General features: G+C 31.6%; 17 protein-coding genes. 7 read left to right on the plus strand and 10 right to left on the minus strand.

Annotated elements, in window-relative coordinates; genetic code table 11:
- Positions 1–17: 17 nt before the first annotated feature.
- The 5 genes from pyrF to NRK67_04110 form a co-directional block, all read right to left on the minus strand.
- Positions 18–737 (minus strand): orotidine-5'-phosphate decarboxylase, encoded by a 720-nt coding sequence (pyrF, locus tag NRK67_04090; protein ID UUV17094.1) that lies wholly within the window; start codon positions 735–737, stop codon positions 18–20.
- Positions 721–1689: a dihydroorotate dehydrogenase gene (locus tag NRK67_04095; GenBank protein UUV17095.1), complete on the minus strand. Its 969-nt coding sequence runs from the start codon at positions 1687–1689 to the stop codon at positions 721–723. Before NRK67_04095 ends, pyrF begins: the two co-directional genes overlap by 17 nt.
- Positions 1689–2480: a dihydroorotate dehydrogenase electron transfer subunit gene (locus NRK67_04100; GenBank protein ID UUV17096.1), complete on the minus strand. Its 792-nt coding sequence runs from the start codon at positions 2478–2480 to the stop codon at positions 1689–1691. Before NRK67_04100 ends, NRK67_04095 begins: the two co-directional genes overlap by 1 nt.
- Positions 2481–2539: 59 nt before the next feature.
- Positions 2540–2683: a hypothetical protein gene (locus tag NRK67_04105; GenBank protein ID UUV17097.1), complete on the minus strand. Its 144-nt coding sequence runs from the start codon at positions 2681–2683 to the stop codon at positions 2540–2542.
- Between the two features lie 71 nt (positions 2684–2754).
- On the minus strand, positions 2755–3132 hold the full coding sequence (locus NRK67_04110; protein ID UUV17098.1) for a desulfoferrodoxin: 378 nt from the start codon (positions 3130–3132) through the stop codon (positions 2755–2757).
- Positions 3133–3320: 188 nt separating this feature from the next.
- Here NRK67_04110 and NRK67_04115 point away from each other — a divergent pair, with 188 nt between their 5' ends.
- The 3 genes from NRK67_04115 to NRK67_04125 all read left to right on the plus strand — a co-directional run bounded on the left by NRK67_04115 (position 3321) and on the right by NRK67_04125 (position 6726).
- Positions 3321–3806, plus strand: coding sequence for a YchJ family protein (locus NRK67_04115; protein ID UUV17099.1), 486 nt, complete (start codon positions 3321–3323; stop codon positions 3804–3806).
- A gap of 125 nt (positions 3807–3931) precedes the next feature.
- The gene (locus NRK67_04120; GenBank protein ID UUV17100.1) at positions 3932–4399 is read left to right on the plus strand and encodes a GAF domain-containing protein; all 468 of its coding nucleotides are present in this window, start codon (positions 3932–3934) and stop codon (positions 4397–4399) included.
- Positions 4400–4506: 107 nt separating this feature from the next.
- Positions 4507–6726 carry a transporter substrate-binding domain-containing protein gene (locus NRK67_04125; GenBank protein ID UUV17101.1) on the plus strand — a complete coding sequence of 740 codons (2220 nt, stop codon included), beginning with the start codon at positions 4507–4509 and terminating at the stop codon, positions 6724–6726.
- A gap of 37 nt (positions 6727–6763) precedes the next feature.
- Here NRK67_04125 and NRK67_04130 read toward each other — a convergent pair whose 3' ends face one another.
- Complete coding sequence (locus NRK67_04130) at positions 6764–7744, minus strand: polymer-forming cytoskeletal protein (protein ID UUV17102.1); 981 nt, start codon at positions 7742–7744, stop codon at positions 6764–6766.
- A 144-nt stretch (positions 7745–7888) separates the two neighbouring features.
- Between NRK67_04130 and NRK67_04135 the strand changes: the two genes are divergently transcribed.
- The 4 genes from NRK67_04135 to pyrB all read left to right on the plus strand — a co-directional run bounded on the left by NRK67_04135 (position 7889) and on the right by pyrB (position 13626).
- Entirely contained in the window at positions 7889–8047 is a 159-nt protein-coding gene (locus tag NRK67_04135; GenBank protein UUV17103.1) for a hypothetical protein, read from the plus strand.
- A 60-nt stretch (positions 8048–8107) separates the two neighbouring features.
- The gene (gene carA, locus NRK67_04140) at positions 8108–9169 is read left to right on the plus strand and encodes a glutamine-hydrolyzing carbamoyl-phosphate synthase small subunit (GenBank protein ID UUV17104.1); all 1062 of its coding nucleotides are present in this window, start codon (positions 8108–8110) and stop codon (positions 9167–9169) included.
- Between the two features lie 88 nt (positions 9170–9257).
- Positions 9258–12464, plus strand: coding sequence for a carbamoyl-phosphate synthase large subunit (gene carB / locus NRK67_04145; GenBank protein UUV17105.1), 3207 nt, complete (start codon positions 9258–9260; stop codon positions 12462–12464).
- A 139-nt stretch (positions 12465–12603) separates the two neighbouring features.
- Positions 12604–13626, plus strand: a complete 1023-nt coding sequence (pyrB, locus tag NRK67_04150) for an aspartate carbamoyltransferase (GenBank protein UUV17106.1) — start codon at positions 12604–12606, stop codon at positions 13624–13626.
- 40 nt (positions 13627–13666) lie between these two features.
- Here pyrB and NRK67_04155 read toward each other — a convergent pair whose 3' ends face one another.
- From NRK67_04155 to lon, 4 genes are all read right to left on the minus strand, one after another.
- Positions 13667–15175 carry a diguanylate cyclase gene (locus tag NRK67_04155; protein UUV17107.1) on the minus strand — a complete coding sequence of 503 codons (1509 nt, stop codon included), beginning with the start codon at positions 15173–15175 and terminating at the stop codon, positions 13667–13669.
- A gap of 127 nt (positions 15176–15302) precedes the next feature.
- Entirely contained in the window at positions 15303–16124 is an 822-nt protein-coding gene (locus NRK67_04160) for an NAD(P)H-hydrate dehydratase (GenBank protein UUV17108.1), read from the minus strand.
- 155 nt (positions 16125–16279) lie between these two features.
- Positions 16280–16450, minus strand: a complete 171-nt coding sequence (locus NRK67_04165; GenBank protein ID UUV17109.1) for a hypothetical protein — start codon at positions 16448–16450, stop codon at positions 16280–16282.
- Between the two features lie 299 nt (positions 16451–16749).
- The gene (gene lon / locus NRK67_04170) at positions 16750–19119 is read right to left on the minus strand and encodes an endopeptidase La (GenBank protein ID UUV17110.1); all 2370 of its coding nucleotides are present in this window, start codon (positions 19117–19119) and stop codon (positions 16750–16752) included.
- Between the last annotated feature and the right edge of the window lie 64 nt (positions 19120–19183).

Here is a 19183-nt window from a genome sequence, read left to right on the forward strand (position 1 = left end):
TTCTTAATCCTTTAAAATTAATTATTTAACCCTTCCTGGATTTCTTCTAATATTAATTTAGCTGCATGAACTGGATTTTCTGATTTAGTGATTGGTCTTCCTACTACTAAGAAATCAGCACCATTTTCAACAGCCATCTTAGGAGTCATAATTCTTTTTTGGTCATTAGAAGCTGCCCATAGTGGTCTCACTCCCGGACAGATTGTGTAGAAGTTTTCTCCACAAAGTTCCTTTATTTTCTTGGCTTCCAAGGGAGAACATACTACTCCGTGTAATCCTGATTCCTTAGTTTCTACAGCCCAGTGATTAGCTAATTCACTGATATTTAAATTACTTTTAAAATGTGAAGCTACCTCTTCCTCTGTAAATGATGTCAATATAGTCACTGCTATTGCTATGGAGTCAGAATTATTTTCCTTCAGCATATCTGCAACGGATTTCATCATAGTAGGCCCTCCACCTGCATGGACATTAAACATAAATACTTCTTGTTTATTTGCAAACATCGATGCCATAGTTGTTGTATTTGGGATATCATGGAATTTTAGGTCTAAAAATACTTTTTTATCTATACTATGAAGGTACTCTACCGCTTCTCCACGAGTATTTAAGAATAATTCTAAACCTACCTTATATGTAGATACGGCATCTCCAATTTCATTAACTATATCCTTTACCTCACCCAACGTTTTATAATCTAATGCTACTATTAATCTATCTTTAGCCTTTAATTTCATTATTCCCTCCTAGTCTGTTTCTATAAGCTGCTCCTCCATCAGGATGGGCTGCTCCTACAATTTCACTGATATTCTCTATGTTGTTTTCTATACAGTATTTTTCTAATCCTTTTTTTATCTCTATTGGTAGTGTCGGGTTACCAAACATTCCTGTTCCCAATGATATAGCACTGGCTCCTACCATAATAAATTCTATTGCATCCTCTGTAGAAGATATCCCTCCCATTCCAAGAACTGGGATAGATACTGCCTGGGAAACCTGGTATATCATTCTCAGTGCAACTGGTTTTACAGCTGGTCCTGATAATCCTCCCATTATATTACCTAAAATTGGTTTTCTTTTTCTTATATCTACTGCCATTCCTAACAAAGTATTGATAAGAGCTACACCATTTGCTCCCTCTTCCTCTACTATTTTTGCAATCTCTACGATATTAGTTACATTTGGGGATAATTTTACAATCATAGGTTTACTTAAAACTTTTCTTACTTCACGGGTTACTAATCTTGCCATCTCTGGATTAGCTCCAAAGGCCATCCCCCCATCCTTGACATTGGGACAAGAGATATTTAGTTCTACCATCTCTATCTCTTCTATTTGCTCAACTTCTTTAGCGATTTCTATGTATTCTTCCAAGATCTTCCCATTTATATTTGCTACCAGAGGGATATTTAGTTCTTTTTTTATAGATGGTATTAATTTTTTAAATTCTTCAATCCCTGGGTTTTCCAATCCAACTGAATTTAACATTCCAGATGGTGTTTCAGCAATTCTGGTACCTGGATTTCCATTTCTAGGTTCCATAGTAATTCCTTTTAATACAGCAGCTCCTAATTCATTAGGATTAAAATAATTTTTGTATTCCAATCCATACCCAAAGCATCCAGATGCTGTCATTATAGGATTATTTAATTTCTTCCCTAAAAAACTTATATTTAATCTATTACTCATTATTTACATCCTCCATTTGGATCTACCACATCTACGTCTACTATATCTGTACTTTCAAATACCGGTCCATCGTAACAAACTTTTTTCATCCCTTTTTTAGTCAATATCGAGCATCCTACACAGGCTTTTATTCCACATGCCATCCTTTCTTCTAAAGATATTTGACATCTTATATTATTTTCCTGTGCTACCTTAGCTACTGCCTCCATCATAGGATGGGGTCCGCATGTATAAATTATATCTATATGTTGATCTTTCAGTACCTCTTTTAGTATATCTACAGTATTTCCTTTTATTCCTACACTACCGTCATCGGTAGCTACCTTTAGCTGAATATTTTCAAAATCGAATTTTTCTATTATTTTTACAGCTCCTGCATTTCTTCCTCCACCTATAAAGGTGATATCATTGTTATCTTTTAAATCTTTAATGAGATATTTAATTGGAGCCATTCCCATTCCTCCACCGATTACTACTATATTTTTCCCCTTAAGATCTGTATCATAGCCATTTCCTAGAGGTCCCTGGACATTTATAGTCTCACCTATGGATAGTTGAGTAAATTCTTTAGTTCCTTTTCCTAAAGCTTCATAGTAAAATTCTAAAATATTCCCATCTACATTGTGTAGACTTATGGGTCTTCTTAAAACTTTTGAGTTGTCTTTGCATTGGAGCATAAAAAACTGACCTGGTTTAGAATGTTGAGGTATTTTTTTGCCTTCTACCCTCATTAAATAATAATTATCTGCTATTTGTATATTCTCTATTACCTTAACATCTTCTAAAAACATATATTCCTCCTAAATACTCTCATATTAATTTTAAAAAAAAAGGAATAAAAACTAAAATATTAGTTTTTATTCCCACTATTATAAATATAAAAATTAAAAATCGAATTGACTGCTCCAAATATAACATAGGGAACATCAGTTAAAAAAATAAGAAATTTATCCATGAAATTTATAGAATTATTGTTTATTGTTAAAAATTTCATCATATTCCTCCCTCTCTTTTTTATCTTTTAGAGATATTACCACAGCCATAATGAACTGTCAAGGGATTTTTTTATTTTTTCCAGTGCCCATGAAGATTGCAATAAGCTCTAGCCTCTGCTTTTTCTCCATAACACGCTTTAAAAGTAACTTTTGGTAGATCTCCTGGTTTTAAAAATTGAGTAGATACACATCCGTCCACTATTAATTCTATCCATTCAATATAATGATCCTTGTCCATAGGATGAAGAGTCGACCCCACTTGAACCTCATAACCATCACTTAATTTAATAACTTTTGGTATATGCTTTTCTATAGCAGCATCTCTTGTATTTTCTACCTGTAAAACCATCTCTTTTCCACAACAGCTTAATACTCCAGCCCCTGTATGCATTATCTCTACAATATTACCACATATCTCACATTTAAAAACCTCTAATTTCTTAGTCATTTTTTATCCCCCTGATTTTTTTTGTCTTCTTGCTCTAGTATACCCTATTTTCATACTTTTTTTAATTAAATTTTAACTTTTTTTTAAATCTGTATACTATCATCTATCTGCAGAGGAACTCTTAGGATATTTACTCTACATATGGTATAATTATAAGCGATTATGCATAATATTTAGGAGGAAAACAAATGAAAAATTGCCCTTGTGGAAGAGAATTAAGTTATGAAGAATGTTGTAAGCCATATATATTAGGTGAAAAAACACCAATTACCGCAGAAGATACAATGAGATCTAGATATACAGCCTATGTTGTAGGAGAGGTAGATTATGTCTATAATACACATAATCCTAAAACACGTGGAACCCTTAGTAAGGAAGAGATCAAACACTGGTCTGAATCTACAGAGTGGAATAAATTGGAGATCATTGAAACTGTAGATGGAGGAGCTGAAAATTCAGAAGGAATAGTTGAATTTAAAGGTTACTATTTAGAAGATGGGAAAACTTTATTTCACCATGAAAGATCTGTATTTAAAAAGATAGATGGAGCATGGATGTATGATTCAGCACTATCTACACAAAAGACAATAAAAAAAGATGTTAAAATTGGTAGAAATGACCCATGTCCATGTGGATCAGGTAAAAAATATAAAAAATGCTGCGGGAAAAACTAGCAATAAAAAAAGAGAGAATTTCTCTCTTTTTTTTTTATAGAAAAATAAATCTATATTTTCTTTTCCATAAGGATAGTATATATGATATACTCACTTAAAATGAAAATTAAGGAGTTGTAGACATTATGAATAGTAACCCCGTTAAAAGTTACACCTATCTTTTAAACTTAGCTAAAAATTTAACTGAAAATGAAGATGACTTTATTGCCAACTGTGCCAATATTTCTTCCCTGATCTTTAATAACATCGAGGATCTGAACTGGGCAGGGTTTTATTTGTGGAAAAATGAAAAATTAATTTTAGGACCTTTTCAAGGTCTTACAGCTACTACTAAAATTGAATTGGGAAAGGGAGTCTGCGGAAGTTCTGCCAAAGACAAAGTTACATATGTAGTCCCTGATGTACATAAATTTCCGGGTCATATAGCCTGTGACTTAGCATCTAATTCAGAGATTGTCATTCCACTGATAAAAGGTGATAGATTAATTGGGGTGTTGGATATAGACAGTCCAAAATTGAATAGATTTTCTGAGGAAGACAAAGTTAATTTGGAACAATTAGTTATGATCTTAATAGCTAACAGCAATATATAATATAAGAATAAAAAGTGGAACCTAAGGTTCCTTTTTTTATTCTAACTAGGAAATTTTTAATTTTTTAGTAAATTTTATTTACTAAGAAAAATAAAAGGAGGATAAAAATGAATAAATATATAATTTTTTTGATTATATTTTTTTTAGGAACTAATCTTTATTCAAAATCTGAAATTGATCTATCTAAAATCTCTCTTTCAGAAAAGGAGATGACTTTTTTAAAGAAAATAGAAGATAAAAAAATAGACGTATTTGTAGAAAATTCTGATAATTTTTTATTTTTTTACGACCTTGAAAAAAATCAAAGGGGACTCTACCCTAAAATCATCCAAGAGATGAATAATATTTTTAATCTTAACTTAAATATAATTCCAAAAGAGATCTTTGAGTTGTCTAAACTCAAAGAAAGAGGAGATGGAGCAATAATTTTTGATATGCTTGAAAAAAAAGATCTCCACAATTATTATGTTTTTTCTAAATCTATCTATAATTTTAATACAGCAGTTATAGGACAGCAGGAGATAAAAAAAATCTTGGATTTAAAAGATAAAAAAATTATTTTTTTAAAAGGGGATAAATTATATGATGATTTTATAGAAAAATACGGTTATTTAAATATAACTCCTATTTTTGTAAAAGACAGAAAACAAGCGTTTAAAAAATTAAATCAGAATGAGTCATTGTTATATATAGGTGAAATAGAAAAAAACAGTAATTTTATCGGCTTAAACAATACTGTTAAACTGAGTATCTTATTGACTGATATTAATTCTGATCTCAAATTTGCCATAAAAAAAGAATACAGCCCCTTGAAAGATATTTTTAATAAACTTATTGATCTTTATAGTGATGAGGATAGATCACAACTTATAGGGAAGTACCTCCTACAGTATAAAAAAAATAGTATCTATTTTGATTCTGAGGAGAAGGAATTTTTAAGCCGTCTTTCAAAATTACAGTTAGTTCTTTTAAAAGATGATAATTATTACCCTTACTATTCCAGAGATTCCAAAGGGAATTTAAAGGGGCTTTCAATTGACTATATAAGTTCTATAAAGAACATACTAAATGAAAATATAGATATAGAATACATAGTTAAGGAAGATAAGATTTATGAAGACTCCCATACTGACAAAGATTTTATTCTCCCCCTTTTAATTAGAACTCCTGAACGGGAAAAAAAATTTTTATTTCCGGAACCATATTACTCCTTTAACTTAAGCGTTTATAACCGGCAATCAGGTGGATTTATAGATGATATTTCAGACTTAGAAAACAGCACTATAGCAGTAATCAAGGGAGCATACTATATCAGTTACTTAAAAGGTCATCTAAATAATGCCACCTATATAGACACTCCTTCCCTGACCCAATCCCTCAAGCTCTTGAGGGAAGGTAAAGTTGACTTCTTGGTAGGAGATATGAAAACTATTGAAAATCACCTTGCAGGTATCAAAATAAACGATATAAAAATTGCTGGAGTTACCGATAAAGTATACGATGTTTCTTTTGCTGTAAGCAAAGACAATCCCCAGCTTTATAATGTTTTAAATAAGGTATTCTCTAAGCTTCATATAGAAAATAAATTTTTGATGAGAAAATGGAATGCTAACTATAGTAGTTTTACCAGTGATTATAAGGTTTCTATATTTATATTAGTTATTTCCCTAGGGATATTGAGTATTACCCTTGTTTCCTATAGGAATGTTAAAAATAGAAAGATAGCTCTGCAAAAAATCACCCTATCCCTTGTTACTACTCTTGAAAATGCTAATTACTATAATGATGAAGATACTGGCAACCATATAAGAAGGGTCAATGAATATTCAAGATTAATTGCAGAAAAACTCCGGTGTCACAAAAACTTTATTAAAGATATTGGTTTCTATGCCTCCCTCCATGATATAGGGAAAATAGGAGTTCATGATGGTATTTTAAAGAAAAAAGATAAATTATCTGAAGAAGAATTTAAATCTATGAAGGAACATGTAAAAATAGGATACAACCTTATAAAAGATGCTAACCTCCCATCTATGGTAGAGAATATAGCACTTTATCACCATGAAAAATGGAATGGTATGGGTTATTTAGAGGGGTTAAAGGGTAAAGAAATTCCTTTAGAGGCAAGAATCGTTGCTCTTTCTGATGTCTATGATGCACTACGACAAAAAAGATCCTATAAAGACGGGTTTACCCACGAAAAATCTATGAAAATCATTTCAAAGGAAAGCGGAAAACATTTTGATCCTGAAATTGTAAACATATTTATAAAACATAATGATAAATTTAATTTGATTTTTGAATCCAACAGGGAACAAATAAAATAAAGAGGACGACCCATAAGGGTTGTCCTCTCTCTTTTTACTATAATCTCATTTTATTTTTAAAACTATCTATTATGCTTCCTAACCCAAGTAAGATTAAGAATAATTTTATCAGCCATCCTACAAATGGTAAATTTATTAAAATTGTTATGACAAAACTAGATAGTAGAAGTTTGAAAAAATTTATCTCGTCAAAATATTTAGCAGCTATTATTAGATTGGCTATAGGAACAGCCAAGAACATCAAGATAAAATAGAATAATATCAATAAGACTCCTACAGGAAATCCTAAAATTGTGATAAAGAGCAATAGTACAGCTGCAGGAATAAGTACCAAAGCTGCAAACCCATTGAATAAAATTAAACTTTTATTATTTAAATATCTCTCCAGTCTTTCTCTTCCTAACTCTTTTTTTAGTTTAAAAATTATATAGGTGAGTATAAATAAATAAAATACTGAAAACAATTTAAATGGTAGAAAAGTAAAGTGTCTTTCATAGGAGTAACTTTTATCTGTTTTTTTTACAAGTTCTCCCATGACTCGTCCTTCTACTACTGGCAGTTGATCCTTATAGTAGATATTTCCTTTAACGACTGCCCCCTTAGATATCAAAAGCCTTCCATCTATCTCAATATCACCATTTATAACTGCCCCATCTGAGACAACAGCGTTTTCAACAACCATCCTGACATCTCCACCTACAGGGGCATTTATATATAAATTTTTAGCCATTATATTTAAATCGTCTTCTATTAACCCATTTATTTTAATATCTTTTCCCGCTAAATAAACCTCTTTCGATCTGCTGTTTATTGTAATTCTTTCCCCGGCAATAATTACACGTTTAGAGAAATTTCTGTCTATAACTACTTCTCTGCCTGCGACAACTAAATCACCTTCATCTACATCATCTACAACTACATTTTCTCCAATTGCAAACTTTCCAAAAATATTTTCTGACTCTGAAAAACTGAAAACTGAAATTAAGGTTATGAACAATAAAATACATATTTTCTTCATACTTCCTCCCCCTTTCTCTTTTTTATTTATATAATAGGCTATATATTATGTTACACCAATATTCAACGGAATTCAAAAATAAATATTGACACATCCAATTATTTTTGATATTCTGATATAAGAAAATTTTAGGAGGTGTTAAATTTGAAAAATAAAAGACCGTTAGTAGTACCAATTAATTTTAACAATATATTTCAATTTAACAAATCTTTATTTTTGAAAGATGTTCCCTATATAGCATATGGAGCTGTATCTTTGTTTTTAAATTTTAATAATAATTTTATTCTAAAGAATAATGACTAATCTATTTTAGTTATTATTCTTTTTTTTTTAGCATAAACTTATGAAAACCTAGGAGGCGTTATGAAGGCAAAACTGATATTAGAAAATGGAATGGTATTTGAAGGAAAAACTTTTGGTTACACAGAGGAAGCTGTAGGAGAGTTAGTGTTTAATACATCTATGACAGGGTACCAAGAAGTTCTTACTGATCCGTCTTATTATGGGCAAATAGTTGTAATGACTTATCCAATGATAGGAAACTACGGTCTTAACCTAGATGACTTAGAGAGTAATGGTGCAAAGGTAAGAGGGTTTGTAATAAAAGAACCTGCTAAATTACCAAATAACTTTAGATGTGAGATGACCTTGGATGGTTATCTAAAGCAACATAAGATAATGGGATTTAAAGGTATAGATACAAGACATCTAACTAAGATCATAAGAGATAACGGCTCTATGAAAGCTATCATCACCGTAGATGAGCTTACACAAAAAGAAATTAAAAATACAATGAATGATTTTTCAAATATAGATGCAGTAAGTACAGTAAGTACAAAAGAGATCTATGAAGCTCCCTGTGGTGCTGAAAAAGTAAATAAAAAAATCGGAATGATTGATTTTGGTATAAAACAAAATATCATCAGATCATTTCACAAGAGAAACTGTGACTTAACTATATTTCCATGGAATACAACTGCTGAGGAGATATTATCCTATGACCTAGATGGTGTATTTTTATCTAATGGGCCTGGAGATCCCGCTGATCTAACAGATGTAATAAATGAAATAAAGAAAATGATTGGAAAAACTCCTATAATCGGAATATGTTTAGGACACCAACTGCTGGCTTGGGCATTGGGAGGATCAACTAATAAATTAAAGTTTGGTCATAGAGGAGCTAACCATCCGGTAAAAGATTTGGAAAAAAATAAGATATTTATCACATCTCAAAACCATGGGTATGTAGTAGATAAAATGCCAGAAGGTGTGGAGATCACTCAAATAAACTTAAATGATAACTCAGTAGAGGGAATGAAAGATTACAAGAATAAGATAGCATCAGTACAATACCATCCAGAAGCAGCACCAGGACCGGAAGATTCTCAATATGTATTCGATGATTTCATTAAGATGTTGGGATAGAGCAGATAATTAATGGTTATATAAAAGAAAGACAATATACTAGAAAAAAATTAGTAATTACTAATTTAAATATATGGAGGTTAACTCAATGTTAGATAAAAATATAAAGAAAACCCTTGTAATAGGATCAGGACCAATTGTAATAGGACAAGCTGCTGAATTTGATTATTCTGGAACCCAGGCTTGTGAAGCATTGAAGGAAGAGGGAATAGAAGTAGTATTAATAAACTCTAACCCCGCTACCATAATGACAGATAAAAGTGTAGCCGATAGAATATACATAGAACCTATTACATTGGAATTTGTAACTAAGGTAATCATAAAGGAAAAACCAGATTCAATCTTAGTTGGAATGGGTGGACAAACTGCTCTTAATATGGCAGTAGAATTAGAAGACAGTGGAATATTGGCAGAACACAATATAAAGGTATTGGGAACAACTATTGATTCTATCAAAAGAGGAGAAGACAGAGACCTCTTTAGGGATGCTATGAATAAGATAGGGGAACCTACTATAGAGAGTATGATAGTTGAGAACCTAGAAGATGGATTGGAGTTCGCTGCAAAAATAGGATATCCATTAATTGTAAGACCTGCATATACACTAGGTGGTACTGGAGGAGGGATGGCAAATAACCCTCAAGAGTTAGAAGACATCTTATTGAAAGGATTAGTATTATCTCGTGTAGGACAAGTATTAGTTGAAAAATCTATCCTTGGATGGAAAGAAGTAGAATATGAGGTAATGAGAGATATAAATGGAAACAGAATTACAGTATGTAATATGGAAAATATCGACCCAGTTGGAATCCATACAGGAGACAGTATAGTAGTAGCACCATCTCAAACACTATCTGACAAAGAATACCAAATGCTGAGAACATCTGCACTTAATATCATCGATGAGATTGGAATTGTAGGAGGGTGTAATGTACAGTTCGCTCTTAATCCCGATTCATTTGAATATGCAATTATTGAGATCAACCCTAGAGTATCAAGATCATCTGCATTAGCTTCTAAAGCTACTGGTTATCCAATCGCCAGAGTAGCAGCAAAATTATCATTAGGATATACTCTGGATGAAGTAAAAAATGAAGTTACAGGAAAAACATATGCTTGCTTTGAACCGGCACTGGACTATATAGTAGTCAAGATTCCAAAGTGGCCATTTGATAAATTTGAGAAGGCTGACAGAAAATTAGGTACAAAGATGATGGCTACTGGAGAGATTATGGCTATTGGAAATAACTTTGAATCGGCATTTTTAAAAGGTGTGAGATCATTGGAGATCGGACAATACGGTTTAGAGCATAAGGCCTCTACAATTAGATCTATGCAGGAATTAAAGAAAAGGGTAGTGAGCCCAGACGATGAAAGAATATTTGACCTTGCTGAGATGCTGAGACGTGGATATACAAAGACTATGTTACAAAAAATTACCGGGATGGATCCATTCTTTATGGAGAAACTTCAATGGATAGTGAACCAGGAAGAAATTCTAAAGAAAACTAAATTATCTGACCTTACTCCTAAAAATCTTAGAAACTGGAAGAAGAAAGGTTTCTCAGACAGAGCAATGGCAAAATTTATGGGGATTAGTGAAGATGATATAGTCGCTAAAAGAAAAGAGTTAAACGTTATGCCTGTATACAAGATGGTAGATACCTGCGCAGGAGAATTTGAAGCTTCTTCATCTTATTACTACTCAACTTACGATATGCATGATGAAGTAGAGATATCAGACAGAAGAAAAGTTATAGTAATCGGATCAGGGCCTATAAGAATTGGACAGGGAATTGAATTTGACTACTGTACAGTACACACAGTAAAAGCATTACAAAATTTAGATATAGAGACTATTATCATAAACAATAATCCTGAGACTGTTTCTACAGATTTCTCAACTGCCGATAAATTATACTTTGAACCATTGGTATTAGAAGATGTTATGAACATAATTGAAAAAGAGAATCCAGAGGGAGTTATACTCCAATTTGGCGGACAGACTGCTATAAAATTAGCAAATGATCTGGCAGACTTAGGAATTAATATAATCGGTACTTCTGCTGAGATGATAGATGCCGCTGAAGACAGAGAAAGATTTGAAGCTATCTTAGAAAAACTAGATATAAATAGACCAAAGGGAAGAGCTGTTTGGAATACTGAAGACGGTATAGCAGAAGCTGAAAAAGTAAAATATCCGGTGTTGGTAAGACCTTCATATGTACTGGGCGGACAAGGGATGGAGATCTGTTACCTAGAGGAAAACTTAAAAGGTTATTTAGAAGCTTCATTCATTAGAGATCCTAAAAATCCAGTATTAGTAGATAAATACTTAAATGGTGTAGAGATCGAAGTAGATGCAATCTGTGACGGAGAAAACGTTCTTATTCCTGGAATCATGGAACATCTTGAAAGAGCAGGAATTCATTCTGGTGACTCAATTACAGTTTATCCGCAGCAAAATCTATATGAAGGAACAGAAGAAGAGATCTTAGAGATCACTAAAAAATTAGCTAAAGAATTAAATATAGTAGGGATGATGAATATACAATTTATAGCCTATGAAAACAAATTATATATCATAGAAGTAAATCCAAGATCATCTAGAACAGTACCTTATATATCAAAAGTAGCCGGGGTTCCAATGATCGAACTGGCAACAAAAGTAATGCTGGGACAAAAATTGGCTGATCTGCCATATGGTACGGGAATATATAAGAAACCAGATTTAGTAGCAGTAAAGGTACCAGTATTCTCTACAGAAAAACTTGGTGGTGTAGAAGTATCATTAGGACCTGAGATGAAGTCTACAGGAGAAGTACTGGGAATAGGAAATAATATGGACGAAGCTATTTACAAAGGTCTTGTAGGTGGATACAGAATCCATGAGATTAAAAATAAGAGAGTTTTAGCCACTATAAAGGGAAGTGACAAAGAGGAGTTCTTCAGCCTGGCTAAAAGACTCATAGATCAAGGATGTACAATGATTGGAACTGGTGGAACTGCTGAATATCTAAATAATAATGGAGTTCCATGTGAGACGGTCAATAAAATAAATGAAGCATCTCCTAATATAATCGATAAATTAAAAACTCAACAAATAGATCTACTTATCAACACTCCAACAAAAGCAAATGATGCTCAAAGAGATGGATTCAAGATAAGAAGAACTGCTATAGAATACGGTGTAGAAGTGTTAACTTCATTGGATACACTAAATGCAGTATTAAATATCATGGAAAAGGATGTAAATACCAGAGACTTAGATATCTTTGATATCAGCCAAATATAATAGACTCTGCTGTAGGATATTCGGGAAAATATAATTTAATAAAAAATTTGAAAGAGGTTGTATAACGACCTCTTTCATAATATCTAATTTATGTTCATTTAGAGAAATCATTAAAAAAAAGGAAAGTAAGGAGGAAAATTTGAAGGAAATACTATCATTAAATAATTTAACAGTAACAGATATCTTAAGTATCTTAGATAAGGCAAGAGAATTGGAAAATGACCCTAAACCTTGTGAGTTGGAAAATAAAATTTTATCCACTGTGTTTTTTGAACCATCTACCCGGACTAAGTTATCTTTTATAAGTGCTATGTACAGATTAGGAGGAAAGGTCATAGAGTTAGATGGAGGAGGAAATAACTCCCTAAAAAAAGGGGAAACAATCTCCGATACCCTCACTATGATGGGCCTCTATACTGACATTATGGCAATCAGAAGTCCCTATGAGGGAACGGCTAAGAGAGCCAGTGAAATATTAGATATACCTGTAATAAATGCAGGTGATGGAGCCAACCAGCATCCTACCCAGACTTTACTCGATCTCTATACTATACAGAAGGAAAAAGGGAGATTAGATAATTTAGAAATTGCATTTGTAGGAGATCTTAAATATGGAAGAACTGTTCACTCACTAGCTAAGGCACTAGATAAATTCAGCGGGAATAAAATTTATTTTATAGCCCCTCCTGAGATGCAGATACCATCTTACATCTTAGATTCTCTTTCTTTAGAATATGAAGTTTTAGAAAACTATGAACCTATTATGAAGGATGTAGATATCCTGTATATGACTAGAATACAAGAGGAAAGATTTGATGATCCCAAAGATTTTAAAAAATGTGCCGGTAAATATCAAATAGATAAAGAAATTTTAAAAATATCCAAATCTGATTTAAAAATTCTTCATCCACTACCCAGAGTAGGTGAGATCCATACAGACCTAGATTCTACTCCAAATGCAGTTTATTTTTCCCAGGCTAAAAATGGTGTTTTTGTCAGGCAGTCTATCATGAGCTTACTCATGAAAGATCACACTAAACCTACATATAACGGGATAGACAAAAGCTGTAAAAATCCTAAATGTATCTCGCAGATAGAGGATTTAGGAGGAAAGTGGATAGACCTTAAAGGGAAAAAAGTCTGTTTTTATTGTGAAAAATAACTTCCGCATAAAAAAAGAGGTATAATTATACCTCTTTTCTTTATTTTACATATTTTCTTTCAGGAAATTTCTTTTTATATCTTTTATTTTCATACATGTTGATATCTGCTATATTAACATATTCATCTAAAGTTTTATCTTTCCAACATTCTACTGTTCCTACACTAATACTGTGTGTATATTTCTTTTGATATTTATTATCGTAACTTTCTAAATTTTCTTCAATTTCATTAAATAATAGATTTACTTCTAATAAGTTTAATCTGTTAAATCCCAGAATAAACTCATCTCCTCCAAATCTTAAAAAAATATCCTCTGATTTCAATTTATTTTTTATAATTTTTACAACATTTTTAATTAATTTGTCTCCCTCTTCATGGGAATACCTGTCATTTACATATTTTAAATCATTTATATCTATAAAAGCTATTGTAAAAATTTCATTATTACTTTGAGCTTTTTTAAAATTTTTTTCTAATTTTTCTAATCCCGTGTGCCTATTTAAGATTCCAGTCATCACATCATAGGTGGCTAAGTTATATAGTTTTGCCTTCATAATCTCAAGGTCTTCCAATAAATTGTTTATATTTTCTCCCAAGTTTCCAATTTCATCTCTGCCATTGATCTTAAGACGTTTCCCCAAATCTTGACATTCTATAATTTCTCTTACAGACTGATCCATCTTTCTTAATCTTCTCACTATAATATATTCCATAAAGATATAAATCGCAGATATCAAGATTAGAAAATTAACAAATAGTACAATCACATATTTTTTTATATTCTTTTTTCCTAGAATTAATATATCAGCATCTCTTTGATTATCAAAAATAACGCTTTTCCCTGAGAGATCTGGAATATATAGTTTATTATATATTTTATTTCTGCCTATATTAATCTTATATGGGATTTCTAATTTTTCAGAGATCCCAGCCATACTAAGTTGAATTCCTAATTTTTCAGAAATAGCTGTAACTTTATTTTTATTCAGAAAATAACCCATTATTAAATTACCATTTGATCTTTTGATCTTTTGGCTATCAGTTATCTTCAAATTAGAAAAAACAATAATCTCTTCCCTTTCTCCAATTAACATTCCAGTTTCCTCTTTATAATTAGATATTTTTTTTGTTATCCGATCAATTTTTTTTGCAGATATTTCATTACCTGACAAATCATCATAACCCTGTTGATATAAAATTTCTCCATTATCACCTAAAAAAATAATAAAATTTAAATTTAAATCTGATAATATCCCATGTTGTACTCCAGAATTCAGATTACTTTCTATAAAATTCCCCCTTGCTTTCTCATTTCCCTCTACAAATTCATAGGTATCATCCCATTTACTCCAGTCAATGTTGAGTTTTTCTAAATCTTTATATATCCCTTGAAACTCATGATCTATAAGATGATATATAGATTGTGATCTAATTATTTCTAAATTTTTATAATCTGTATCAATTGATTTTTTTAAATAAATAAACATAAATATAAAAACTATTACACTTGAAATGCTCACAACCGTTAAACTCTTTATTCTCAGCATATATTCTCCCCTACAGCAATTTAATTATACTTACAGTATACTTGTAAATTAATTTAAATTACAAGTATAATTATCATATTTATTAAAAAAAGCAGGAAAAGAATCCTATTTTCTTAAATTTATACTTTTATTTTTGAAATTTTTTCATGTATATAGGAAGATACTCTATTATATCCCTTGCTGTAACACAAAATCTTTCCTGAAATAATTCATCTCCTATATAACCATGGATATAAGCCCCCATATAAGCAGCTTCTAACAGATCATAGCCCTGTGCTATTAAAGAGGCAATTATTCCAGTAAGAGAATCCCCCATACCTCCATTTGCCATGGCAGGGTTTCCACTTGTATTTATGTATGTTTTCTTCCCATCGGTAATGAGAGTCCTGTGTCCTTTCAAAACTAAAACTATATTGTGAAATGTGGCAAATTCTTTAGCTATATTTAACCTATCTTTTTTTATCTCTTCTATATCTAACCCTGTGAGTCTTGAAAATTCTCCTAGATGAGGAGTTAAAATCACTTTTCTCCCTCTCAATAATTTCATATTTTTATTCAATACATTTATTCCATCTGCATCTATGACCAAGGGACATGTGGAATTAACTAAAGTAGACTTTAAAATATTTAAAGTTTTCTCCATTCCCATTCCCGGTCCTAAAGCTACTACAGTAGCAGTTTTTAATAATTTTCTTAACTTTACCTCATTTGAGAACGTACAGCTCATAGCCTCTAAAAGATTGGATACCACCATACTTTCTATATCATCTTCTACACAAAGAGTTACCAACCCTGCCCCAGATCTCACTGCTGAATTAGCTGTAATTACAGGTGCTCCTGTAAATCCACGGCTTCCTCCTATGACTATTACGTGACCATAATTTCCCTTATATCCTTGAAGATCTCGTTTTTTCAAAACTATGTCTTTTATTTCTAAGTTTTTTTCCATAATTCCTCCCTGTATAAAATTAGAATTATTAAAACTATTATTTCCAACTTATATATTCTTTTACAGTTAAATTAATTATTTCCTAGACAAAAAAAATAAAGAAGCCCAAAGGCTCCCCTATTAAAAAATTCTTTAAAATATTTACTCCTTTATTTTTAATCTTTTATCCTTACTCCGGAAGCACTGAGGACAGTTCCTATTATAGGTATTGAATATACGTATTTAATCTCTACTTCATCTGTAAACTCCAATCCATCATAGATATATACACTTAAACCATCTACATCATATTTTGTAAATCCATTTTCATTTTCCATCTTTTCCACTGCTTCAACCTGAAGTGTCTTCGTTCCAGCACATCAGCCACTTTTGGCAACGTGGAGGGAAATTTTTATAATATTAAGATTTTTTTTAGTCATATATTTTTTTAATTTTTCGTGAATTAATATCATTATCTGACCTCCATTTATTTTAATAGTACTATATTTAAAAGTTTTTAGTAATTTTGTTTTTAAAAAATATTTATATTGATACATTATCGGACTTAATTTGTTGTTTAATTAAAGATCGTATCAATTAAAGATTAAATTCTAAAAATTAATACGATCTCTATTAAGGGGTAATTTTAAAATACTACTTTTAATATATCTTCGAAATAATCAGCATAGTGCACTGTAATTCCTTCTTTTATGTAATCAGGTAATCTCTCGAAATCAGTTTTATTATCTTTTGGAAATAATAGAGTATCTACTCCTACCCTCCTTGCAGCTATTGTTTTTTCCCTTACTCCTCCAATAGGTAATACTTTTCCAGTCAGAGTAATCTCTCCAGTCATAGCTATATTATTTTTAATTGGTTTATTTTTAGCCAGTGAATATAAGGCAAGTGCCATTGTAACTCCGGCAGAAGGTCCATCTTTTGGAGTAGCACCTTCAGGTACATGAAGATGGATACTGTGTTTATCAAAGAAGTCTTTTTTATCTTTATCGCAGTCCTCTTTGCACATTAAAGATTTAATGTATGAATAAGCAATGATTGAAGATTCCTTCATTACATCCCCCAATTGACCTGTTTGCTTAAATCCACCTTGGTGACCTATAACGCTTGCTTCTATATATAGAGTAACTCCTCCCATAGATGTCCAAGCCAGCCCCAATGTCACCCCAGGAACGTTTTTATTATACAGTTCTTCAGTAGTGAAGATTGGTTTACCTAAAAATTCTTCCATATTTTTTTTATTTACACTTATTTTTTTATCTTCCCCTTCGGCAATTTTCAGAGTGGCTTTTCTCATTATCTTTTTAATATTTTTTTCTAATCCCCTTACCCCTGCTTCTCTGGCATATTTATCAATAATTTCTCTCAGAGTTGTATTTGATATTGATACCTCTTTTTTTGTCAATCCATGCTCTTCCATTTGATGCGGAATCAAATATTTCTTTGCTATTTCCTCTTTTTCTTCTAATATATAACCTGGCAGCTGTATTATTTCCATCCTATCTAAAAGCGGTCTAGGGATGGTATCTAACTGATTGGCTGTAGTTATAAATAAAATTTTAGATAGATCAAATCTGACATCTAAATAATGATCTAAAAATTCAACATTTTGCTCTGGATCTAACACCTCTAAGAGAGCTGATGCTGGATCTCCCTGATAACTATTCCCTATTTTGTCTATCTCATCTAGCATTATTATTGGATTGGCTGTCCCGACTTTCTTTATAGCCTGTAATATTTTCCCTGGCATAGCACCTATATAAGTTCTTCTATGACCTTTTATCTCTGCCTCATCCTTCATCCCACCTACAGAAAATCTGAAAAATTCACGATTTAATGCATTGGCGATTGATTTTCCAATGGAAGTTTTTCCCACTCCTGGAGGTCCTACTAAACAAAGGATAGCGCCACTTACAGTTCCTGTTTTCATAATAGTACTAATAAATTCCAATATATTACTTTTTACATCCTGTAACCCATAATGGTCTTCATCTAATTTTTTTCTCGATTTATTTATATCCAAACTATCTTTTGAATAGATCCCCCACGGTAACTCAGCTATGGCTAAAAGATAGGATCTTACCACATTGTGTTCCGGTGAATGGCTGTCCAATAATTTTAATTTTTCAATTTGCTCTTCCACAGTTTTTAAAGCTTCCTCACTTAGAGTTTTTCCTTCTAATATTTGCAGTATTTTTTCAACTTCAGTCTCTTTATCATCTTTTTCCATTCCTAATTCTTTTTTTATCAACTTTAATTGTTCCCTTAAAAAATATTCTTTTTGCTGTTTACTTACTTTTTCCTCAATTTGTTTTTGAAGTTTTTGCTGAAGATGCGATATTTCTAATTCTTTTTTCAGCATTGTTAACAGCAGTCTGCTCCTCTTGGCCAGATCCCACTCTTCCAAAACTTCCTGCAGGTTTTTATTTTCAGTTTTAAGCATAGATGTAATAAGATCCATGAGTACACCTGGTTTTTCATAATTCACCTGAGTCATCAGTAACTTTAGTTCTTCCTGTAGGATCGGATTAACCTTAAAAATTTCCTTTAAAGATGACATGATTGCCAGCATATAAGCTCGTATTTCATCATTTGGAGGACCCTCCTCCCCTTTATCATATTTTACATTCCAGACTGTATTAGGTTCTTTTTTGATTACTTTTAATAGTTCAAATCTATTTAATCCCTGAACTATTATCTGAATTGTATTAGCTGAAAGTGGTGTTATCTTATGTATTTTTACCACTGTCCCAACTTCATATAACTCTGATTTAAAAATATCAAATTGATTTAATTCCTTTACAAAAACTAAACCTAATAATTTATTTTCTGTTTCCTCTACCATTTTGATAGTTTTTAAAAAAACCTCCCCTGAAAAAGTTATAGGGATCATAATGTTTGGAAATATTGGTCTTGTTAGCATTGGCAAAATCGTTAAATTTTCTGGCAAGATGTGCTCTACATTAATTAATTGACTATCATTTTCTTGAGCATACATGGTCAGTCCCCCCCCTTATGAATCATTTTATTTGATTAATAGACTATACTTTATTTACTTATAA

Source organism: Fusobacteria bacterium ZRK30 (genome assembly GCA_024628785.1).
Lineage (GTDB): Bacteria > Fusobacteriota > Fusobacteriia > Fusobacteriales > Fusobacteriaceae > Psychrilyobacter.